The 16,776-nt window shown below is 66.3% G+C and carries 16 protein-coding genes; 12 read left to right on the forward strand and 4 right to left on the reverse strand.

The features are described from left to right. Positions 1-120: 120 nt before the first annotated feature. From AB7F10_RS13835 to AB7F10_RS13850, 4 genes are all read left to right on the forward strand, one after another. A complete protein-coding gene (locus AB7F10_RS13835) occupies positions 121-1,125 on the forward strand; it encodes an ArsR/SmtB family transcription factor (protein WP_428562090.1) in 1,005 nt (334 codons plus the stop codon). A gap of 11 nt (positions 1,126-1,136) precedes the next feature. Then, complete coding sequence (gene metF / locus AB7F10_RS13840; RefSeq protein WP_428587171.1) at positions 1,137-2,048, forward strand: methylenetetrahydrofolate reductase [NAD(P)H]; 912 nt, start codon at positions 1,137-1,139, stop codon at positions 2,046-2,048. 17 nt (positions 2,049-2,065) lie between these two features. Then, a complete protein-coding gene (gene metH / locus AB7F10_RS13845) occupies positions 2,066-5,794 on the forward strand; it encodes a methionine synthase (protein ID WP_428562086.1) in 3,729 nt (1,242 codons plus the stop codon). Positions 5,795-6,728: 934 nt separating this feature from the next. Beyond that, positions 6,729-8,165: an extensin family protein gene (locus tag AB7F10_RS13850; RefSeq protein ID WP_428562084.1), complete on the forward strand. Its 1,437-nt coding sequence runs from the start codon at positions 6,729-6,731 to the stop codon at positions 8,163-8,165. 165 nt (positions 8,166-8,330) lie between these two features. On the opposite strand, the gene AB7F10_RS13855 is transcribed toward AB7F10_RS13850, so the two are convergent. The 3 genes from AB7F10_RS13855 to AB7F10_RS13865 form a co-directional block, all read right to left on the reverse strand. Next, positions 8,331-9,509, reverse strand: coding sequence for an FAD-dependent monooxygenase (locus AB7F10_RS13855; protein ID WP_428562082.1), 1,179 nt, complete (start codon positions 9,507-9,509; stop codon positions 8,331-8,333). A gap of 133 nt (positions 9,510-9,642) precedes the next feature. Beyond that, positions 9,643-10,575, reverse strand: a complete 933-nt coding sequence (gene ubiA / locus AB7F10_RS13860) for a 4-hydroxybenzoate octaprenyltransferase (RefSeq protein ID WP_428562080.1) — start codon at positions 10,573-10,575, stop codon at positions 9,643-9,645. Then, complete coding sequence (locus AB7F10_RS13865) at positions 10,572-11,096, reverse strand: hypothetical protein (RefSeq protein WP_428562078.1); 525 nt, start codon at positions 11,094-11,096, stop codon at positions 10,572-10,574. Before AB7F10_RS13865 ends, ubiA begins: the two co-directional genes overlap by 4 nt. Before the next feature lie 242 nt (positions 11,097-11,338). Between AB7F10_RS13865 and AB7F10_RS13870 the strand changes: the two genes are divergently transcribed. Beyond that, the gene (locus AB7F10_RS13870; protein WP_428562076.1) at positions 11,339-12,082 is read left to right on the forward strand and encodes a 16S rRNA (uracil(1498)-N(3))-methyltransferase; all 744 of its coding nucleotides are present in this window, start codon (positions 11,339-11,341) and stop codon (positions 12,080-12,082) included. A 1-nt stretch (position 12,083) separates the two neighbouring features. Here the strand turns inward: AB7F10_RS13870 and AB7F10_RS13875 are convergent, their stop codons facing one another. Further along, positions 12,084-12,332, reverse strand: a complete 249-nt coding sequence (locus AB7F10_RS13875) for a hypothetical protein (protein WP_428562074.1) — start codon at positions 12,330-12,332, stop codon at positions 12,084-12,086. A 316-nt stretch (positions 12,333-12,648) separates the two neighbouring features. On the opposite strand from AB7F10_RS13875, the gene AB7F10_RS13880 reads away from it, so the two are divergent. The 7 genes from AB7F10_RS13880 (at position 12,649) to AB7F10_RS13910 (ending at position 16,733) form a co-directional block, all read left to right on the forward strand. Then, positions 12,649-13,104, forward strand: coding sequence for a hypothetical protein (locus tag AB7F10_RS13880; protein ID WP_428562072.1), 456 nt, complete (start codon positions 12,649-12,651; stop codon positions 13,102-13,104). 158 nt (positions 13,105-13,262) lie between these two features. Beyond that, entirely contained in the window at positions 13,263-14,063 is an 801-nt protein-coding gene (locus AB7F10_RS13885; RefSeq protein ID WP_428562070.1) for a ribonuclease T2 family protein, read from the forward strand. Positions 14,064-14,323: 260 nt separating this feature from the next. Continuing rightward, on the forward strand, positions 14,324-14,647 hold the full coding sequence (locus AB7F10_RS13890) for a hypothetical protein (protein WP_428562068.1): 324 nt from the start codon (positions 14,324-14,326) through the stop codon (positions 14,645-14,647). Positions 14,648-14,728: 81 nt separating this feature from the next. After that, positions 14,729-15,586 (forward strand): 23S rRNA (adenine(2030)-N(6))-methyltransferase RlmJ, encoded by an 858-nt coding sequence (locus AB7F10_RS13895; protein ID WP_428562066.1) that lies wholly within the window; start codon positions 14,729-14,731, stop codon positions 15,584-15,586. 205 nt (positions 15,587-15,791) lie between these two features. Beyond that, complete coding sequence (locus tag AB7F10_RS13900; RefSeq protein WP_428562065.1) at positions 15,792-16,007, forward strand: cold-shock protein; 216 nt, start codon at positions 15,792-15,794, stop codon at positions 16,005-16,007. Between the two features lie 127 nt (positions 16,008-16,134). Beyond that, positions 16,135-16,599, forward strand: coding sequence for a glutathione S-transferase family protein (locus AB7F10_RS13905; protein ID WP_428562064.1), 465 nt, complete (start codon positions 16,135-16,137; stop codon positions 16,597-16,599). Then, positions 16,494-16,733, forward strand: coding sequence for a glutathione S-transferase C-terminal domain-containing protein (locus AB7F10_RS13910; protein ID WP_428562062.1), 240 nt, complete (start codon positions 16,494-16,496; stop codon positions 16,731-16,733). Before AB7F10_RS13905 ends, AB7F10_RS13910 begins: the two co-directional genes overlap by 106 nt. Positions 16,734-16,776 lie beyond the last annotated feature (43 nt).

The following is a 16,776-nucleotide window of genomic DNA, read 5'->3' on the forward strand; positions in this document are numbered from 1 at the left end:
TAAAGATATCCTTATGTATTGGGCGCAAGCCCAAAACCAGGGCGTCCAAAACAGGGTGCCCAAAACAGGATGCGCGGCGCGGATGTCCGCCGCAGCAACGAGACTAGCAGAGATTCGTCCATGACAGGGTCCGGCAAGCTCGGCTTCGACGCCCTCAACACCGCGCTCAAGGCGGCGGGCGAGGACACGCGCCTGCGCGTGCTGGCGTTGCTCGCGGAAGCCGAACTCACCGTCTCGGAACTGACCGACATTCTCGACCAGTCGCAGCCGCGCATCTCGCGGCACCTGAAGCTGCTCGCCGAAGCGCGGCTCGTCACACGCTATCGCGAGGGCACCTGGGCGTTCTACCGCCTCGCCGAAGCCGGCAAGGGCGCCGATCTCGCCCGCGCGCTGCTGGCGCAGCTCGATCCCGCCGACCGGATCGTCAGGCGCGACCGCGACCGCCTCGACTCCGTGCGCGCCGCGCGCGCCGCCGTCGCGCAGGCTTACTTCCGCCGTCACGCCGCCGAATGGGACCGCATCCGCAAGCTTCACGTCGCCGATCAGGCGGTGGAGGATGCGATCCGCGACGCGCTGGCCGACCGGTCGTTCCGCTCGCTCCTGGATCTCGGCACCGGTACCGGCCGCATGCTCGAAATGTTCGGTCCGGCGGTCGAGCGTGGCCTCGGCATCGACATGTCGCTCGACATGCTGCTCCTGGCGCGCGACCGCCTCGAACGCGCGGGCTTGCGCCATTGCAGCGTGCGGCAGGGCGACATCTACGACCTGCCGCTCGAGCGCGACTCGTTCGACGCGGTGATCCTGCATCAGGTGCTGCACTTCCTCGACGACGGCGCGCGCGCCATCGCGGAAGCCGCGCGCGTGCTGCGTCCCGGCGGCAGCCTGCTCGTCGTCGACTTCGCGCCGCACGAACAGGAATTCCTGCGCGAGAAATACGCGCACCGCCGGCTCGGCTTCGCGCCTGAAATGGTCAACCAGTGGATCAGCGCGGTTGGCCTCGAACCGGTGCTGTTTCGCAGCCTGCCGCCGGAGCCAGGCTCCGACGGCAAGATCGCCGTGTCGCTCTGGCTCGCCTGCGACAGGCGCGCGCTGATCGCGGCCAAACCCTCGCGCGAGGTGGCGTGATGAATTCATCCATGCGCGCCAGCCGTTTCGCCAAGCGGACCAAGCCGCTCAACGTTTCGTTCGAGTTCTTCCCGCCGAACACCGACGAGATGGAACGGACGCTGTGGAGTTCAATCGAGCGGCTCGCGCCGCTCGGGCCGAATTTCGTGTCGGTGACCTATGGCGCCGGCGGCACGACCCGCGAGCGCACGCACGCCACCGTCCGCCGCATCATCGGGGACACCGGCCTCACGCCCGCCGCGCATCTCACCTGCGTCGGCGCGACACGCGAGGAGGTCGATGAAATCGTGCGCGGCTACTACGCCGCCGGCGTGCGCCATATCGTGGCGCTGCGCGGCGATCCTGCCGGCGGCGCGGGCGACCGCTACCAGCCGCATCCGGGCGGCTACGCCAACGCGGCGGAACTGACCGCCGGCATCAAGCGCATCGCCGCCGATATCGAGGTGTCGGTGTCGGCCTATCCGGAAAAGCATCCCGACAGCGCCACGGTCGATGCCGACATCGACATGCTGAAGGCCAAGGTGGACGCCGGCGCGAGCCGCGCGATCACGCAGTTCTTCTTCGAGAACGATTTCTACTTCCACTATCTCGAGCGCGTCCGCGCCCGCGGCATCCATATCCCGATCGTGCCGGGGCTGATCCCGGTGCAGAACTTCCAGACCATGACGCGCTTTGCCGCGCGCTGCGGCACTTCGGTGCCGTCCTGGCTCGCCGAACGTTTCGAGGGTCTCGAAAACGACGTCGCGACGCGCAAGCTGATCGCGATTTCGGTCGCCGCCGAGCAGGCGCTCGACCTGCTCGATCAGGGCGTCAACGACTTCCACTTCTACACCATGAATCGCGCCGACCTCGTCTACGCGATCTGCCATCTGCTCGGCTTGCGGCCGCAGGACATGCGCGCGCCGGCCCTGCAGGCCAGCTAGCAAACAGGACCAGTATCGTGCCCACACCGTCCCATGCCAACGCCCGTATTTCGCTCGCGGAAGCCGCCGCCAAGCGCATTCTCGTGCTCGACGGCGCGATGGGAACGATGATCCAGGAGCTGAAGCTCGACGAGGCCGGTTATCGCGGCGCGCGTTTCGACGCCTGGAACCGCGAGGTGCGTGGCAACAACGATCTGCTCAATCTCAGCCGTCCCGATGCGGTGCGCGACATTCACCTCGCATACTTCCGCGCCGGCGCCGATATCGTCTCGACTAACACATTCTCGTCGACCACCATCGCGCAGGCCGACTACGCGATGGAGCAACTGGTCAGCGAGTTGAACCGCGCCGGCGCGCGGCTCGCCAAGGAAGCCGCCGCCGCGGCGCAGGCCGAGGACGGCAAGCCGCGCTTCGTCGCGGGCGCGCTCGGCCCGACCAACCGCACGGCGTCGATCTCGCCGGACGTGTCGAACCCGGGCTTCCGCGCGGTGAGTTTCGACCAGCTGCGCGCGGCTTACGCCGAACAGGTGCGCGGGCTGATCGAGGGCGGCGTCGACCTGCTGCTGATCGAGACGATCTTCGACACGCTGAACGCCAAGGCGGCGATTGCCGCGATTCAGGATGTCTGCGAGGAGCAGGGCGTCGACCTGCCGGTGATGCTGTCCGGCACCATCACCGACCGTTCGGGACGGCTGCTCTCGGGCCAGACGCCGGAAGCATTCTGGAACGCGGTGCGCCACGCCGGTCCCTTCACCATCGGCCTCAACTGCGCGCTCGGCGCCAAGGAAATGCGCGAGCACATCGCCGAGCTTGGCCGCGTCGCCGACACGCTGGTCTGCGCCTATCCGAACGCCGGCCTGCCGAACGAGTTCGGCTATTACGACGAAAGCCCGGAATTCATGGCGGGGTTGCTGGAGGAATTCGCCAGCGCCGGCCTCGTCAACGTGGTCGGCGGCTGCTGCGGCACCACGCCGGAGCATATCGCGGCGATCGCGAAAGCCGTTGAGGGCAAGCCGCCGCGCAAGGTGCCGGTCATCGAGCGCCGCCTGCGGCTGTCGGGCCTCGAAGCCTTCACGCTCACCGCCGACATTCCCTTCGTCAATGTCGGCGAACGCACCAACGTCACCGGCTCGGCCAAGTTCCGCAAGCTCGTCACCGCCGGTGACTATGCGAGCGCGCTCGCCATCGCGCGCGACCAGGTCGAGAACGGCGCGCAGATCATCGACGTCAACATGGACGAGGGCCTGCTCGATTCAGAAGCGGCGATGGTGACGTTCCTCAATTTGATCGCGGCGGAGCCGGACATCGCCCGCGTTCCGGTGATGGTCGACTCCTCGAAATTCTCGGTGATCGAAGCCGGCCTGAAATGCATCCAGGGCAAGGCGGTGGTGAATTCGATCTCGCTGAAGGAAGGTGAGGAAGAGTTCATCAAGCATGCGAAAACCGTGCGGCGCTACGGCGCGGCGGTGGTCGTCATGGCGTTCGACGAGAAGGGCCAGGCCGACACGCTGGAACGCAAGGTCGAGATTTCAAAGCGCGCCTACGACATTCTGGTGAAGCGGGTCGGCTTTCCGCCGGAAGACATCATTTTCGATCCCAATATCTTCGCCATCGCCACCGGCATGGAGGAGCACAACGGCTACGGCGTCGCCTTCATCGAGGCGGCGCGGCAGATCCGCAAGCAGTTGCCGCACGCGCATATCTCCGGCGGCGTCTCGAACCTGTCGTTCGCGTTCCGCGGCAACGAGCGGGTGCGCGAGGCGATGCACTCGGTGTTCCTCTATCACGCCATCAAGGCGGGCATGGATATGGGCATCGTCAATGCCGGGCAGATGGCGGTCTATGACGATCTCGACGCGGAGCTGCGCGAGGCCTGCGAGGACGTGGTGCTGAACCGCAAGCCCGAGGCCGCCGAAAACCTCTTGAAGCTCGCCGACAGGTTCCGCGGCGCGGGCGCGGCGGCCAAGGTGGTCGACACCGCCTGGCGCGACAAGCCGGTCGCGCAGCGGCTGTCCCACGCGCTCGTTCACGGCATTACCGACTTCGTCGAGGTCGACGTCGAGGAAGCGCGGCTTGCGGCCGAGAAGCCGCTCGACGTCATCGAAGGCCCGCTGATGGACGGCATGAACGTCGTCGGCGACCTGTTCGGCGCCGGCAAGATGTTCCTGCCGCAGGTGGTGAAGTCCGCCCGCGTGATGAAGCAGGCGGTCGCCTACCTGATGCCCTACATGGAGAAGGAAAAGGACGGCCGCGCCCACACCAGTTCGAACGGCAAGATCGTGATGGCGACGGTGAAGGGCGACGTCCATGACATTGGCAAGAACATCGTCGGCGTCGTGCTCCAGTGCAACAATTACGAAGTGATCGATCTCGGCGTCATGGTGCCGGCGGCGAAGATCCTCGAGACGGCGCGCAAGGAAGGCGCCGACATCATCGGCCTGTCCGGCCTCATCACGCCGTCGCTCGACGAGATGTGCCTCGTTGCGGCGGAAATGGAACGGCAGGGCTTCGACGTGCCGCTGCTGATCGGCGGCGCGACGACGAGCCGCGTTCATACCGCGGTAAAAATCCATCCGAACTACAGCCGCGGTCAGGCGATCTATGTGACGGACGCGAGCCGCGCGGTCGGCGTGGCGCAGTCGCTGCTGTCGAAGGATGCGCGCGGGAAGTATGTCGAGGACGTCCGCGCCGAATACGTCAAGATCGCCGCCGCCCATGCGCGGGCGCAGAACGACAAGGCGCGGCTGTCGCTCGCCGCCGCGCGCAGCAATGCGCCGAAGCTCGACTGGACCGGCGTCAACGCGCCGAAAAAGCCGGCCTTCTTCGGCACCAAGACGTTCGACGACTATCCGGTCGCCGAGCTGATCGACGTCATCGACTGGACGCCGTTCTTCCGCACCTGGGAATTGTCCGGCAATTATCCGGCCATTCTCGACGACCCGAAATACGGCAAGGCGGCGCGGCCGCTTTATGACGATGCGCTCGCCATGCTGCGCCAGATCGTCGAGGAGAAATGGTTCACGGCGCGCGGCGTGATCGGCTTCTGGCCGGCCAATGCGCAGGGCGACGATATCCTCGTCTATGCCGACGAGGCCCGCAAAACGCCGGTCGCGACGCTGCACACGCTGCGCCAGCAACTCGCCAAGCGCGAAGGCCGCTTCAACGTGGCGCTGTCGGACTTCATCGCGCCGCACGATACCGGCGTGGCCGACTATATCGGCGGCTTCGCGGTGACCGCCGGCATCGGCGAGGACGTGATCGCCGACCGCTTCAAGCGCGCCAATGACGACTACTCGGCGATCCTCTGCAAGGCGCTGGCCGACCGGCTGGCCGAGGCCTTTGCCGAGCGCATGCACCAGCGCGTGCGCAAGGAGTTCTGGGGCTACGAGCCGAACGAGAAGCTGTCCAACGCCGAGTTGATCGCCGAGGAATATCGCGGCATCCGCCCGGCGCCGGGCTATCCGGCGCAGCCCGACCATACCGAGAAGCAGACGCTGTTCCGTCTGCTCGATGCGGAGAACGCGGCCGGCATCGCGTTGACCGACAGTTTCGCGATGTGGCCCGGCGCTTCGGTGTCGGGGCTCTACTTCGCGCATCCGCGCAGCCACTATTTCGGCATCGGCAAGATCGAGCGCGACCAGGTCGAGGACTATGCGCGGCGCAAGGGCTGGGCCGTCGAGGACGCCGAGCGCTGGCTGGCGCCGATCCTCAACTACATGCCGAATCTTTTGAAGGGCGCGGCGTAAGCGGTCCGTCAACCGACTGTCATTCCGGGACGGCTCGCAGAGCCGGACCCGGAATCCAGAAACGATCTTAGGATGTGTATCTGGATTCCGGGTTCGTCGCACCGTCACTGCGTTCCGGCACGACGCCCCGGAATGACGGAGTCCTGAAACGAATAACACCGGAGACGCTGTCCCCGGTGTTCGATCCATCGGCCGGTTCGATCGCGACGCGTTGTCGTCGATGCTGCCGGCGTTGTCGGTTGCTTGTCGCTAGGCTTGCTCCGAAATCAGAAAGCTCCGAGCAGCACTGCGCCGACGAAAGCGAAGACGGCGCAAACTGCCACCACGTTCAATCTCAATGCAAGGTTCACGGCATGGACCTCCATGTCGATGGCGATGACGCGAATCTAGCAAATCGATTGCGCCGGCCGAACGCGAAAATCCCGGTGCGAGCAAAAAACAACATGCGCCGGGCATGCGATTGCGGCATGACCGCGCCAAGCGGTTGATCGCAGACGACAAAAGCCGGACATCTCGCAAGTGCGTTGTGGATGGCGACATTTTCGGTCGCGCGGCGATCAAATCCGTGACGTTTCGTTCGAGGCCGGCCGGCATTGGCCGGTGAAATCGGCGGCATTCTCCTGTCGCGGCGGGCATTTCTATCGCCGCGGGCTTATGCCTCATTATCGGATGCGAATCCGCATGACTCTTTGGACGATTCTCAGGCCGACAGGCTCGATTGTCATTCCGGGACGGCTCGCAGAGCCGGACCCGCAATCCAGAAACGAGCGTCGGAGAGATGTCTGGATTCCGGGTTCGTCGCGCCGTCACTGCGTTCCGGCACGCCCCGGAATGACGGAGTCCGTCTCATGGAAACGGTTTTTTATCCTTAACGAATTTCCACCGCGCAGCGTTGAAGCCTCATTAATGGGATCGCTCGCATTTTCGCAATGTCATGCGTGGCGTGCGTTTCCATACCGTCGGCTTTGCTGTGCTCGTCCTGTTGGCGGGCTGCGGCCGCAGCGTCGTGGAGATGGCCGACCGTGCGCCGTGGCGCGCCGAGGCCGAGGCGCAGTGCATGCAGTCGGGCGCGGTGCGGGAGAGCGCGGGCATCGTGCGCATCGCGCCGATCGAGGGACCGGGCGCCTGCGGCGCGGAATATCCGCTGAAGGTCGCGGCCTTCGGCGCCGACCGCGCGATCGGATACACCGAGGCGTTGCGGCCGCCGGCCGGCATCCCGAACACCGGCTCGGTGCCGCCGGGCTGGGGCGGACCGACGCCGCCTTATCCGCGGCAGCAGACTTACGCGCCGCCAGCGCAGGCCACTTCGCCGCCGCCTCCGCCGCAGCAGTCCTACGCGCCGCCGCCTTCGCAACCAGTTTACGCGCCGCCGTCCGGCCAGCCGATGTCGATCGAAGCGCCGGGCGTCGCCAGCGCGCCGCGAGGCTATGAGCCGCGTTACGAGCCGCCGCGCTATGAGCCGCCCCGTTACGAGCAGCGCGGCACCTCGGCGCGCGGTTACGATCTGCCGATCGAGCGGCCGCAGACCGTGGCGCCAGCGTCCGCGCCGCGCCGCGCCGACGACATTCCGGACGACGCCATGCTGCCCAAGCGCCAGCAGCAGACCTATGCGCCGCCCGTTCACGCGCCGGCGCGCGATCCGCGCAGCTACGACGACGTGCCGAGGCTCGGACCGTCGCGCGGGCCTGTCACCGGCTCGATCAAGACGACGCTGTCGCCGCCGGCGACGCTTGCCTGTCCGATGGTCTCCGCGCTCGACAAGTGGATCGCCGAGGCGGTGCAGCCCGCGGCGATGCGCTGGTTCCGCCAGCCGGTCGTAGAGATCAAGCAGATCTCGGCCTATTCATGCCGCGGCATGGTCGGCAATTCGACGCCGCATATTTCGGAGCACGCCTTCGGCAACGCGCTCGACGTCGCCGCCTTCGTGCTGGCCGACGGCCGCAAGGTGACGGTGCAGAAAGGCTGGAACGGCACGCCGGAAGAATCCGCCTTCCTGCACGACGTGCAGATGGGGGCCTGCGACCGCTTCACCACGGTGCTCAGCCCCGGCTACAACATCTATCACTACAACCATCTGCATCTCGATCTGATCCGCCGCCGCAGCGGCCGCAGCGCCTGCCGGCCGAATGCGATCCCCGGCGAAGTGGCCTTCGCCCGGCAGTTGCAGAAATCGAAATACGCCAATCGCGGCGGCGACCGCATGACCACCGGTTCGATCGGAAAATCGGGCAAGCAGCCCGAAGCGGTGCCGGGCGAGGATGGTTTCGTGGACGGCGACGGCGACGACCTCGAAGTGACCGGCTCGATCGGCAAGAACCCGGCGGCGCCGAAATATGCGATGCCGCGCCGCAGCCGCGACACCGACGATTAATCCAGCCGCTCGCCCCCCGCGAAAGCGCGGGTCCAGATCCAATGATAGGCTTTGATTATATCTCTGGATTCCCGGCCACAAGTCAGGTGTACCCGACTTGTGCATTTAAAGACTCACATCGGGTAGACCCGATGTGAGTGCGCGGGAGTGAGCGGAGTTGAACGCTTATTTATAATTCGCCAGCACGCTTTTGCCGCCGAACTGCCCCATCATGAGTCCGATGCCGAGGCTGCTGAAGATCGCGTCGACCGCGAGCCGGCGTAGCCACGGCCGCGACCGTTCGCTCGGCACGAAATATTTCGAGAACCAGGCGGCGTCGCGCTGACGCTTCTCGACGTGGGGCTTGAGGAAGCGCTGGTAGGCGGCGAAGGCTTCCTGATGGGTGGCGGCGCGCTCGAGTTCCTGCGCCAGCACATAGGCGCCGGCCATCGCCATGTGCGAGCCTTGCCCTGCGAGCAATGTCAGGCAGCCGCAGGCGTCGCCGATCAGCGCTACACGGCCGGCGTACCAGTCCGGCATCGCGACCTGGGTGGCGGAATCGAAGAACACCGGCGCGGCGCCGGGCTGTTCGTCGAGCACCCGCTCGATGATCCAGCCGGCGCCGGCGAAGACCTTGCGCAGCAACGCCATGCGGTCCCCGGCCGGGACATGGCCGACATCGGGATAACGGAACAGGTAGGTGGCGTCGGCGCGCATCGCGCCGAGCGGATAGAACATCGCGGTGCGATCGGTCTCCTCGTGGATCTTTACCGCGTTGCCGAGATCGTGATGGCTGTCCGGGAAATGGAACGCGGCGACGTAATAGCCGAGATAGCGCATGAAGCTGCGCTGCGATCCGAACACAAGGTCGCGCACGCGCGAGTGAATGCCGTCGGCGCCGATCACCAGCGCGAACTCGCCTTGCGTGCCGTCGCTGAAGGTTGCGGCGATGCCGTCGGCCCGGTCCGTGAGCGTGTCGATCGTGGTGCCGAACCTGACCGCCACGCCCTTGTTGCGGACCCGGTTGAACAGGATGCGTTCGAGGTCGGAGCGGCGCAGATAGACATAACGGTGCGACAACGCGCGCGAGATGCGCTCGATCGGCACCGTCATGTAGGGGCGGCCGTCGCCGCGCACGAATTCGATCCGCTTGATCGGATAATGCACCGCGTTGAGATCGCCGATCAGCCCCATGCGCTCGGCGACGTCCCAGCCGCTGCCGAAGAAATCCATCATGTAGCCTTCGGCCGAGGGCGCGTCGTTGCGCTCGACAACCGTGGGCTCCCAGCCCATGCGCTTGAGCAAAATGGCGAGTGTCAGGCCGGCAATGCCGCCGCCGGATATCAGCACGGAAGTCGGTTTCATGGTCCCCGGCCGGGTACGGAGGGGCGACTCTAGACCCATCCCTATCTAAATACCGTGAGGCGCATTGTCGCGACGGCCGCAGCCTACGCGGCAAAATCGGATGTTTCGGGGCGGCGGCGTGTCAGCCGCTCAATCACATCCGCGGCAGCGCGACGTCGAGCAGCATCGCGGCGAACAGGATGAGGCCGGCGTCGCGGTTCGACTTGAACAGCCGCAGGCACAGCGCCGGATCGTTGACGTCGATTCGGCGGATCTGCCAGGCGAGATGCAGCGCAAAGATCGTCAGGCCGATGCCGAACACGTTGCCGCCGCCGGCCATCGTTGCGGCGATGCCGATCAGCACGACGGCGAGCAGGTAGAACAGCGTCAGCATCTGCCGGGTGCGCCGCTCGCCGAACAGGATCGCGGTCGACTTGACGCCGATCAGCGCGTCGTCCTCGCGGTCCTGATGCGCATAGATGGTGTCGTAGGCGATCACCCAGCAGATCGCGCCGGCATAAAGAACGAGCGGGGCGAGATCGAGCCGGCCGAGCATCGCCGGCCAGCCCATCAGCGCGCCCCAGGAAAAGGCGAGGCCGAGCACGATCTGCGGCCAGTAGGTGATGCGCTTCATGAAGGGATAGATGACGACGACGCCGAGCGAAGCGAAGCCGCACAAGATCGTGTAGCGGTTGAATTGCAGCAGCACGGCGAGGCCGACCAGCGCCTGCACGCCCATGAAGATCGCGGCCTGCACCGGCGTCACTTGCCCCGACGGAATGGGCCGCGACCGCGTGCGCTCGACCTTGGCGTCGAGGTCGCGATCGACGAGATCGTTCCAGGTGCAGCCGGCGCCGCGCATCGCGAAGGCGCCGATGAAGAACAACAGCACGTACCACGGGCTCGGCAGTTCGCGCGCCTTCATGCCGGCAAGGCCGAGCGACCACCAGCACGGCATCAGCAACAGCCAGGAGCCGATCGGGCGGTCGAGACGGGCGAGGCGGAGATAGGGCCGGGTGGCGGAGGGTGCGAGCGTGTCGACCCAGTTGCCGGTCGCGTCGGCGACCTGTCCGGCCCCGGCGCTCATCGGGCGAGCGGCGAACCGGTCAGCGTGTCGAAGGTGCCGCTGCCCTTTTTGGTGTTGCTGGCGCTGGGAATCGGCGTGACGCCGAGCGCATCGCCGAGCGAGGGGCCGGAGGGCCGCGGGCCCTGCGCCGCGACCTTGCAGACGTTCGAGCGGGTTTCCTGCGACTTCAGGTGCGCGTTCTTCATCTGCTCGATCGCCTGCGGGGGAATGCCGCACCAGACGTTTTTGGTTTCGGCGAATTTCACCACCTTGGCTTCGGCGGCGACGAAGGAATTGAACAGGCCGCAAAGCTCTTTCGGATTTGCCTTGCGCTTGGCGGCCGCCTGAATGGCCTGGCCGCGCTTCTGCGCCACGTCGCGCAGCTTGATGAACTCCTGCACGCAAGGCGGCGGCTGCCCCGGCGGCTGGCTCTGCGACTGGCCCTGTTCGAACGGGTTCGGCGCGGGAGCGCTGCCTTGCGCCAAGACATCGCCGGCGGCCAGCGGCAGCGCGACGAAAGCGAGGAGAATGGTTTTGGTCATGGTGGCGATAATGGCGCTGATCCCGACTGCCTGGTTCGCATGATTATTGGATTTTATCCGTCACGCGCAACCGTCATCGCCCTCCTTGATAGGTCTTCTGGCAGCCGAATGCGACCGCAAAGCGGCGTGCCACGGGCTTTTTTGGCCGCCGCGCGCGACAAATCGATACCGCGATGCACGGTTTTGTGCCATGCGGTCGGCGGTCCCGCTCGCCAGGACGTCCCGCAAGGCCGGAATCCGCGATGGCTCGATACGACTTCCGCACGCCCCGGCTGTATGTCGACGCGACGCTGTCGGCCGCAGCCGAGGTGGTGCTCGACCGCGATGCGGCGAACCACCTCTGCAACGTGCTGCGGCTCTCGCGCGGCGATGCGGTGCTGCTGTTCAACGGCCGCGACGGCGAGTGGCGCGGCGTACTTGCCGAGGCCGGAAAGCGCGCGGCGACGGTGCGGGCCGAGGAGCGGCTGCGTGCGCAGCCGGCGGCCACCGACCTGCATTATCTCTTTGCGCCGCTCAAGCACGCGCGGCTCGATTACGTCGTGCAGAAAGCCGTCGAACTGGGCGTCTCGCGGCTGCAACCGGTGCTGACGCGGCACACCCAGGTGACCCGCATCAATCTCGACCGCATGCGGGCGAACGTCATCGAGGCCGCGCAGCAATGCGGCGTGCTCGCCGTGCCGGAGGTCGCCGAGCCGGCGAGGCTCGATGACGCGGTCGCCGATGTTTCGCGGCTGCTGGTATTCTGCGACGAGGATGCCGGCAGCGCCGATCCGGTCGCGGCGCTGCGCGCGGCGGCCGGCGGCAAGGCGGTGCCGCTCGCGGTGCTGATCGGGCCGGAGGGCGGCTTCGCGGAGGAGGAGCGCGCCATGCTGGTGACGCGCGCCAACAGCGTGCGGCTCGCACTCGGCCCGCGCATCCTGCGCGCCGACACCGCGGCGGTCGCAGCGCTGACGCTGGTTCAGGCGGTGCTGGGAGACTGGACGTGACTCAGGAGCGGTGGCGCCGGTCGAAGCGGCACGCAAAGCCGTAATAGCCGCCGTGACGGCGGTCGGCGCTGGTGGCGACGGGATATTTTCCGTAACGCGCACAATGCTCGATCGCCATGTCGCGCGCCTCTTCCCGGCTGACGGCGGAGGAGATGATCCCTCCGGTATCGTTGCCCGTCAGTCCGGGGCCCGGTCCGGCACATGCCGCCAGCGACAGGCTGGCGGTGACGCACAATGAACGAACCCACATCGCGACTCTCTCCACCCAACTTGTTTCGTTGGACTTATATTTATTTTGTTTGATCGGCTGCCGTAACGCTACGCGACCGCCATAACGCGACGCAACTGTTCGCTACGCGACTGTCACTACACTACGCGGGATTGGCGCCAGACCGGGCACATCAGGAGTGACGAACCGGCCGATACGCTCGTGGTCCGATTCGCGGGCGGATCATGCCAAGGCAGCATGACGATCACGAGTCCGGGCTGGGGCAAAGTTGTGGTCAACGTCTGCGCCGGAAGCGGCGGATATGCTAGGCTGGCGCGTCCCGAACCAGGTGATTGTCATGTCAGGCCTTTTCCGTTGCCTCAGCGTTCTCGCCATTGCCGCGCTGCTGTCGCCGTTCGGCAGCCCCGAGGCGGGCGCCGCCAACTGGCTGGAAAAGGGCATCTGGCTGTCCGGTCCGCGCTACGACGCGGACCTGCCGGCGTGCGAGGCCGCGCTCGGCACCATCGCCTCGCGTTTCGCCGCCAAGGAAGGGCGGTTCTGGAATTCGAACCTCGAGATCCTCGATTTCCAGCGGGTCCGCCAGCTGGCCTTCATGCCCTGGCGCGACGGCGCCATTCCGCGCCGGTTCTGTGCGGCCACCGCGACGGTGAGCGACGGCCGGCGGCACGCGGTCTACTACTCGATCGTCGAGGATGGCGGCGCGATCGGCGCGAGCTGGGGCGTCGAGTGGTGCGTGGTCGGGCTCGACCGCAACTGGGCCTACAATCCGGCCTGCCGGATGGCGCGGCCCTGAGCCGATGGCCGTCATCGCGCGTGGTTCTTAATGAGACCGCGCGAATAACGCGGCGGCGATAACCTTTCCCAACGGGTTTGTTCCTTGATTGTTCTTGATTGGTTCCGGGAGCTTGATTAAGATTGGTTAACGGTTCTGTCGATCAATGGGGTGCGTTCATGCTTCGTCGCGTCGCCGTTAGCATTGTTTTCGTTGGGTTTTTCTCCCTTTTCGCGCAGCTTCTCCCGACCCAGAGTCAGGCGCAGGACCGCCGCCAGAACGCGCCCGGCGCGTTCGATTTTTATGTGCTGGCGCTGTCCTGGTCGCCGTCCTACTGCGCCACCTCGCGGGAGCGGCGCTCCGATGGCAGGGCCGACCCGGTCCAGTGCGGGGCGCGGCCTTACTCCTTCGTCGTCCACGGGCTGTGGCCGCAATACGAAAAGGGCTTCCCGTCCTACTGCCAGGTGCCCGCGCCGCGGCTCAATCGCGGCATCGTCTCGACCATGCTCGACCTGATGCCGAGCCCGCGGCTGGTGTTCCACGAATGGGACCGCCACGGCACCTGTTCGGGCCTTGCCCCGCGCGCCTATTTCGAAACCGTGCGCAAGGCGCGTGCGGTGGTGAAGATCCCCGACCGGTTTCTCGAATTGCCCGACACGCTGACCGTCACCCCGGACGAGGTGCGTGACGCCTTCATCAAGGCCAATGGCGGGCTGGGCGAGGGCGGTGTCGCGGTCAACTGCTCGAGCCGGTATCTGAGCGAAGTGCGCATCTGCATGACCAGGGAGTTCGGCTTCCGCGACTGTCCGGAGATCGTCAAGCGCGCCTGCCGGCGCGACAAGGTGGTGATGCCGCCGGTGCGCGGCGGCGCCAGCAAGGCGGAGGCCGGACCGGACAACGCCGCTGCGGTCACGGCCGGCGACAAGGCGCCGCAAGCCGGTCCGCAAATCAGCCCGCAAGTCAGCGTGAGCGCGAATTAACCCGCTCGCGGGATTGGCGTTCACAGGCCGGTAACGACACCGAATCGCACTTTCGACAAAGGCGCGGGGACTCCGCAATCATCGCAAGGTCCTCGTAACGCAATCCGCCTAGAGCATGATCCCGAAAAGTGGGAACCGGTTTTCGGCTGAGATCATGCTCGATCGAAAGGCTAGGTCTGATTCAACATCGTTGAAGCAGACCTAGCGTCCCGCGCGAACGATCATCTTTTCCGCGGCGGCAATCTGGGTGCGCTTTCCGGATGTGGACTCATTTTGATTTTGCACTGGTGTTCGCCGGGCTCGGCTATATCGGGCTGTGGGCCTTCGCGGCCGGCGACATCGCGCGCCACCTGTCGCCGGGCCTGCAGATCGTTGGCATGGCCGCGGCGGTGGTCGCGCTGGTGCGCGTCGCCATGCTGATCCGCGCCCGCCACGCGAAGCCGAAAGCAGCCGCGCCGGCGCCCGCGCCGCTTCGGCAGTTCCGCCGCAACGGCATCATGCGCCGCGCGCCGAAACGCCGCCCGCCGATCGAGCCGCGCAGCGAATTCGGCCTGCGCAAGCCGACCGCGTGGCCGAAGCGCTGATCGCGGTCTGCGCGACGCGCGGCGGTATGATAGGGAAGTCCCGGCACCATCGAGGGCTTCGCGCACCGTGAACTTTCACCGATGAATTATCGTCACGACTTCCACGCCGGCAGTTTTGCGGATGTGTTCAAGCACGCCGTGTTCTGCCGTATCCTCGATTACCTGCGGCAGAAGCCGGCGGCGTTTCGCGTCATCGACACCCATGCGGGTTCGGGCCTCTACAACCTCGCCGGCGATGAAGCGACCCGCGGCGGCGAGTGGCAGGACGGCATCGGCCGCGTGATGGCGGCGACATTCTCCGCCGAGGCGGCCGCGTTGCTCGCGCCTTATCTCGACGTCATCGGCGCGCTCAACGCGCCGGGCAAGCTGCGCACCTATCCCGGCTCGCCGGCGCTGGCGCGCGCCTGGCTGCGTCCGCAGGACCGGCTGATCGCCTGCGAGCTTGAGGAGATCGCCGCCCGGTCGCTCGCCTATCACCTGCGCGGCGATAATCGCATCAAGTGCCTCGCGATCGACGGCTGGACCGGGTGGACGGCCTATATTCCGCCGGTCGAGCGGCGCGGCATCGTGCTGGTCGATCCGGCCTTCGAGCAGGAGGGCGAGTATCGCCGGCTGGCCCACGAGTTCGCCGCCGCGCTCAAAAAGTGGGCAACCGGCATTCATGCGATCTGGTACCCGATCAAGGGCCGGCCGGAGCCGGACGCGCTGGCGAAAAGCATCCGCAAGCTCGGCCCGGCGAAGATTTTACGCGCCGAACTGACGGTCTCGACCCTCGCCGACCCCAGCCGGCTCAACGGTTCGGGGCTGATCATCGCCAACCCGCCGTGGACGCTGGAGCGCGATCTGTCAGTCATGCTGCCGGAATTGCTGCGCGTGCTGCGCCGCGACGACAAGGCGGCGTTCCGGGTCGACTGGCTCGCCGGCGAACGCGCGACCTGACATCCGGGCTTTTTGGCCGCTTTCCAGCCGTTGCATGTTGGTCTAGCGTTTGGGGACTGGCAGTGACGTTCCGCCTCCCGGTGGGGGGCCGGCGGAGTGACTGAGGCCGGTTTCGGCCGACGCTTTCCCCGAATGTGAATGTCAGAGCCTGGCCGTCTTCCGTGGGGGCAGACGGCCGAGCAATGCGGGGAGAGGAGTTTTCCCGATGGCACAGACTGGGACTGTGAAGTTCTTCAATAGCGAGCGTGGATACGGCTTCGTAAAACCTGACGACGGCGGCCGCGACGTGTTCGTGCACATCACGGCGGTCGAGCAGGCCGGCCTCAAGTCGCTGAACGAGGGGCAACGCCTGAGCTTCGACGTCGAACCCGACAAGAAAGGAAAAGGGCCGAAGGCCGTCAATCTTGTCGTGACCGGCTGACGCAAGCGCGGCTCGCGCCGCACCGAACCGTCGACAATCCGGACTGGACTTTCCGGCTGCGGATGAAAGCCTCATCCGCTTCACGATCCGATATTTTCCGTCCGGCTTTTCGTCCCGCAACAGCATCATGATGATCCTGCGTTCCGCTCCGCCGTCGCCCTTCGCGCGCAAGGTGCGCATGGCGATTCTCATGCTCGGTCTCGCCGACCGGGTCGAGATCAAGCCGGTCGATCTCAACGATCCGGCCGACCCGCTGCGCCGGGAGAATCCGCTCGGCAAGATTCCGGCGCTGGTGCTGGACGACGGCACGACGTTCTACGACTCGCGCGTCATCGTCGAATATCTCGATCACCTCGCCGGCGGCGACAAACTGTTCCCGCGCGATCCGGCCGCGCGTTTCGCGCAGTTGCGATTGCAGGCGCTGTGCGACGGCCTGCTCGATGCCGGCGTGCTGATCGTCTACGAAGGCCGCTACCGTCGGCGGAGATGCATGTGCAGAGCTGGATCGATCGTCAGGCCGGCAAGATCGCGCGCGGCCTTGCCGCGCTCGAGCAGGAGCCGCCGCCGGTCGCGCCGACGATCGGACAGGTGACGCTCGCCTGCGTGCTCGGCTATTACGACCTGCGGCTCGGCGGTGCATGGCGTAAGGATCATCCGCGCCTCGTCGCCTGGCTCGATGAATTCGCCGCCGCGGTGCCGGCCTTCGCCGCGACCAAGCCGGAGTGACGCTGCAGCAAAACAAAAAGCCCCGGACGCGAAGTCCGGGGCT

The organism is Pseudolabrys sp. (assembly GCF_050250095.1).
Taxonomy (GTDB): Bacteria; Pseudomonadota; Alphaproteobacteria; order Rhizobiales; family Xanthobacteraceae; genus Pseudolabrys.